Origin of the sequence: Mesorhizobium sp. M7A.F.Ca.CA.002.04.1.1, from assembly GCF_004022805.1 — a bacterium.
GTDB classification, from domain to species: domain Bacteria; phylum Pseudomonadota; class Alphaproteobacteria; order Rhizobiales; family Rhizobiaceae; genus Mesorhizobium; species Mesorhizobium ciceri.
Window position 1 is genome coordinate 1 of record NZ_RZPL01000543.1, and the last position, 4,044, is coordinate 4,044.

General features: G+C 64.2%; 6 protein-coding genes. 5 read left to right on the top strand and 1 reads right to left on the bottom strand.

All coding sequences use genetic code 11. From position 1 onward, the window contains the following. On the top strand, positions 1-242 hold a 242-nt coding region (locus tag ENZ75_RS23755), incomplete at its 5' end, for an ABC transporter permease subunit (RefSeq protein WP_128278349.1). Further along, the gene (locus tag ENZ75_RS23760; protein ID WP_013531215.1) at positions 239-1,861 is read left to right on the top strand and encodes a dipeptide ABC transporter ATP-binding protein; all 1,623 of its coding nucleotides are present in this window, start codon (positions 239-241) and stop codon (positions 1,859-1,861) included. The genes ENZ75_RS23755 and ENZ75_RS23760, both read left to right, overlap by 4 nt. A gap of 21 nt (positions 1,862-1,882) precedes the next feature. On the opposite strand, the gene ENZ75_RS23765 is transcribed toward ENZ75_RS23760, so the two are convergent. Further along, the gene (locus tag ENZ75_RS23765; protein ID WP_063168183.1) at positions 1,883-2,314 is read right to left on the bottom strand and encodes a TerB family tellurite resistance protein; all 432 of its coding nucleotides are present in this window, start codon (positions 2,312-2,314) and stop codon (positions 1,883-1,885) included. A 147-nt stretch (positions 2,315-2,461) separates the two neighbouring features. Between ENZ75_RS23765 and ENZ75_RS23770 the strand changes: the two genes are divergently transcribed. From ENZ75_RS23770 to ENZ75_RS23780, 3 genes are all read left to right on the top strand, one after another. Further along, positions 2,462-3,247 carry a TSUP family transporter gene (locus tag ENZ75_RS23770; protein WP_013531213.1) on the top strand — a complete coding sequence of 262 codons (786 nt, stop codon included), beginning with the start codon at positions 2,462-2,464 and terminating at the stop codon, positions 3,245-3,247. 51 nt (positions 3,248-3,298) lie between these two features. After that, positions 3,299-3,469, top strand: coding sequence for a hypothetical protein (locus ENZ75_RS23775; protein WP_082826471.1), 171 nt, complete (start codon positions 3,299-3,301; stop codon positions 3,467-3,469). A 101-nt stretch (positions 3,470-3,570) separates the two neighbouring features. After that, a partial coding sequence (locus ENZ75_RS23780) for a DUF6597 domain-containing transcriptional factor (RefSeq protein ID WP_348630621.1) occupies positions 3,571-4,044 on the top strand: 474 nt, incomplete at its 3' end.

The following is a 4,044-nucleotide window of genomic DNA, read 5'->3' on the forward strand; positions in this document are numbered from 1 at the left end:
GCACCATCCAGTTCGCGCTGGGCATCCTGGCCGAGGCCGGGCTTTCCTATCTGGGCCTGGGTGCGCAACCGCCAATGCCGAGCTGGGGCCGCATGCTGTTCGACGCGCAGACCCGCATGGTGGTGGCGCCATGGATGGCGATCTTTCCGGGCATGGCGATCGTTGTCGCCGTGCTGGGGCTGAACCTCCTGGGCGACGGCATCGCCGACATCCTCGATCCGAAATCGCGGCGGCAGCGATGAGCCTGCTCGACATCGAGAACCTGTCGCTGACCATCGGCGACACGCAGATCCTCAAGGGTGTGGAGCTTTCCGTCGCGCCCGGTGAGGTGATGGGGCTGGTCGGCGAATCCGGTTCCGGCAAATCGATGACCGCGCTGACGGTGATGCAGCTTCTGCCCCATGCCGCGCGCGCCAGCGGACGTGTCACATTCGACGGCATCGACATCCTGGCAGCAACCGAGGACCAGATGTGTGCGCTGCGCGGCGACGACATCGGCATGGTGTTCCAGGAGCCGATGACCGCGCTCAATCCGGTCAAGACCATCGGCGAGCAGGTTGCCGAAGGCATACGCTGGCACACCAGGGCCAGCCGCGCCGAGGCCGAAGACCGGGCGCGAAAAATGCTCGACCGTGTCGGCTTGCCCGAAGCGAAATTCCCGCTGTCGCGCTATCCGCACGAACTGTCGGGCGGCCAGCGCCAGCGCGTCGTCATCGCCATCGCCTGCGCGCTGAAGCCGAAGCTGCTGATCGCCGACGAACCGACGACGGCGCTCGACGTGGTGCTGCAGGCACAAATCCTCGACCTTTTGCGCGACCTCGTCGCGGAGAGCCGCATGGGCCTGCTCCTGATCTCGCATGACCTCGCCGTGGTGACCGAGATGGCTGACCGCATCACCATCCTGCGCCGCGGCGAGGTGATGGAAGCCGGCGACACCGCACGCACGCTATCCGAACAGCTCCACCCCTACACGCGCCAGTTGGCGCAGGCCTCGATGCATGTGCCGGCGCGCGCCAGGCCGCATGGCATCGAGACGGGCCGCCCTTTGCTTCAGGTCGAGGGCGTGACCCGCGACTATCCCGGCCGGCGCACTTCGCTGTTCAAGCGCGCGCCTGGTATCCGCGCCGTCGACGACGTCTCGCTGTCGATGGCGCCGAGTCAGTCAGTGGCACTGGTTGGTCGCTCCGGCTGCGGCAAGTCGACGCTCGCCCGCATGATCCTGGCGCTGGATCGGCCGACATCGGGCTCGATCCGGTTCCGCGGCGGGACCATAACCGGCAAGAGCGAAGCCGAGCTGAAGCCGGCGCGACGCGATATGCAGGTCGTTTTTCAAGATCCCTATGGCTCCTTCGACCCGCGCCAGAAGGTGAAAAAGCTGGTTGCCGAACCCCTGCATGTGCTGGAGAAAAAGCCGACGCGCGCCGAGTGCCGCGAGATGGTGGCGCATGCCCTGCACGAAGTCGGCCTCGGCATCAGCGACATGGACAAATACCCCCATGAATTTTCCGGCGGCCAGCGCCAGCGCCTGTCGATCGCCCGCGCCATCATCACCCGCCCCAAGCTGGTCGTTGCCGACGAGCCGGTCTCGGCGCTCGATGTCTCGATCCGCGCCCAGATCCTCGATCTGTTCGCAGAGCTCAACCAGAAGCTCGGCATCGCCTACCTCTTCATCACCCACGACCTGACCGTGGCCCGCGCCATCACGGACGAGGTGCTGGTCATGCATGACGGCAAGATCGTCGAGCGCGGCAAGACGAGCGAAGTGCTCGACCACCCGCAGTCCGAGGCTGCCAAGGCGCTTGTCACCGCCGCCCCTGACTTGCACCGGGCGATCGCGGAGCGGCTGCGGGAGCAAGGCTGATCAGGAGAGAAGGCGGCCCGATCACTCCTGCGTCTTGACCACATCGACCGGGCTGATATCGAGCAGGTCGAGCGTGCGGCGCAGCAGGCGGATCTCGCTCTCGGCCAGTTGCGAATCCGCCTTGGCGATCTCCGCCATATGTTTGGCCAATTGCCGGCGCCGCTCGACGTCGAGATCGCGGAACAGTGCAATCGCCTGCGAGCCATTGGTCTCGTAGCCGAACTCGTTGAGATATTCGATGACGCTGTCGATGCTGCTTTCCTGAATGCCGAAGGCGTCCTTGCAGATGCGCCGGAAGGCAACCATTTCGCTCTCGCTGACCGACCCGTCGGCCAGGATCATGCGAAACAGCATCAGCAATTCCGCCGACAGGACCGGATCGTCCGCCACCTTGCGCACGCCGGGGTCGCCGTCGAATATCTGACGTATCTGGTCCAGCAATGCGAATGCCATCAGGAGCCTCTTTCCGGGTTAACTACACAAACACAATCCAGGCGCGATGCGCTGGGATAGAGGTAGCGCGGAATCGATCTTGCGCAAACAGGGCGGCCGTGGTCGAACGCTCGATATTTCAGCCGGCCGGACACCTCCATACATCAGATGATCGACCTTAGTATCCAGACCGTCGCCATGCTCGCTTTCGCCGCTTTTGCTGCGGGCTTTGTCGATTCGATCGCCGGCGGCGGCGGGCTGATCACAGTGCCGGCGCTGCTGCTTGCCGGCTTCACGCCGGTCCAGGCGCTCGCCACCAACAAACTGCAAGGCATGTTCGGCTCGGGCTCGGCGACCATCCACTACGCGTCGAAGGGTCATGTCGACCTGCGCCGGCAATTGCCGTCGGCGCTTCTGGCCCTTGTCGGCAGCGCCATCGGCGCCTTGCTGGCGACGATCGTGCCGGGTGACATACTGCGGGCTGCCCTGCCCATCGTGCTGATCGCCATCGCGCTCTACTTCGCGTTCAAGCCCAACATGAACGATGTCGACCGCGCCGAGCGCCTGTCGCCGTTCCTGTTTGGATTGACCTTGGTGCCCGCCATCGGCTTCTACGATGGCCTGTTCGGGCCAGGCGCCGGCTCCTTTTACATGCTGGCCTTCGTGGCACTTGCCGGCTACGGCGTGCTCAAGGCGACGGCGCATACCAAATTGCTCAACTTCGCCTCCAACATCGGCGGCTTCATCGTCTTCGCGGCCTTCGGCGTCGTCTACTGGAAGATCGGTCTGATGATGGGCGTCGCCCAGTTCCTCGGCGCTCGCGTCGGCGCCAGCCTGGCCATGCGCATCGGCGCAAGACTGATCAAGCCGCTGCTGGTGATCGTATGCCTGGCGCTTGCTGTGAAGCTGCTGGCTGACCCGGCGAACCCGCTGCGGGCCTTGATTGGTGTGTGATCCCGCGCCCTGATAGGATGCCGCTGTTCGAATCATGTTGGAGAGGCAGACATGAATCTTAGCGCACCTACCCAGATCGTTTTTATCATCTCCGTTGTTATCGCCATCATCGGCGTTCTCGCCGCGCTTGGCGTTCTCTCATTCATTCCACTCGCATCGGCGTGGATCGTGCTTATTGCTTTCATCGTGCTTGCCGGCGGCTGCTTGATGCGCGGCGCCTGACCATTTCCCTTGAAGTGGGGACGAGGAGCGCCCGGCCAAAAGCCGGGCGCTTTTGATTCCGGCCCTTGGTCTGTTAGATTTGACTGGCGCGAGGATGGCCGATGCCAGTCAAGATGCAACCCCAGCAAGAGCAGGACCGGTCCGTCGCCGGGCGGTTTGAGATGCGCCGGCGCCTGCCCGATCCTCGACTTCAGGGCATTGTGTCGGACATTTGCGGCTATCGCGAAATGGCGCCCGGCCATATGCGCAACGTCGAATATGCGTCGCTCACCGTACCGCTGGTCATCAGCTTCGCCGAACCCTTCGCCATCGGCCTCGGCAAGGCGCCCGGCGACAATGACCGCTTCGCCAGTTTCGCCGCCGGCCTCTTTGCCGGACCGGTGGTGATCGAATCCTTCGGCGGCGCCTGCTGCGTCCAGGTCAACTTCACGCCGCTTGGCGCACGCCGTTTCTTCCGCCTGCCGATGAGCGAACTGACAGACAGCATGGTCGTCCTCGACGACGTGCTTGGCGCTCAGGGCTTGGCGCTGCGTGAATGGCTGGGCAATGCGCCGGATTGGACGACGCGTTTCGAC